Source organism: Mycobacterium sp. NGS40 (assembly GCF_059812735.1).
The window spans coordinates 1-401 of record NZ_JCALDG010000128.1 but is presented as its reverse complement, the minus strand read 5'-3'; the positions used below and the strand labels follow the sequence as shown (position 1 = coordinate 401).

Here is a 401-nt window from a genome sequence, read left to right as displayed (position 1 = left end):
TTCACGGAACTCAACCCGGACAAACGGATGTCGACCTTGTCGCTACAGATATTCGGCAACGCCATCACTGGCTTCAAAGCGGCTCAAGCGCGGGCCTGGGCCGGCGCCCTGACGCTTGTCGCGTTGGTGCTTCTGTTCACCCTGGCGGCTCGGCTCATCGCTCGCCGTTCCACCATCAGCCAGGGACGCTGAGAACCGCAAAACCCTACAACGCCAAAGCTATTGGCGTTCACGACGTCAGCTACAGCAATTCGGGTCGAGAACCGCGCAGAGGGCTGCCATCGCATCTCGATGAGGGCGGTGGTAGACGCTCATGCCGCGGCGATCCGATTCCACCAACCCCGCCGTACGGAGTTGGCTGAGATGGTGGCTGACGGTCGACTCGCTCAATTTGAGAACAG

At 60.8% G+C, this 401-nt stretch carries 1 protein-coding gene and 1 pseudogene; one reads left to right on the top strand and one right to left on the bottom strand.

What is annotated here, in order from left to right; genetic code table 11:
• A pseudogene (locus AC5Y5O_RS32245) lies at window positions 1–192 on the top strand (phosphate ABC transporter permease PstA); the annotation flags it as partial.
• 45 nt (window positions 193–237) lie between these two features.
• Here AC5Y5O_RS32245 and AC5Y5O_RS32240 read toward each other — a convergent pair.
• A partial coding sequence (locus AC5Y5O_RS32240) for an ArsR family transcriptional regulator (protein WP_500028774.1) occupies window positions 238–401 on the bottom strand: 164 nt, incomplete at its 5' end.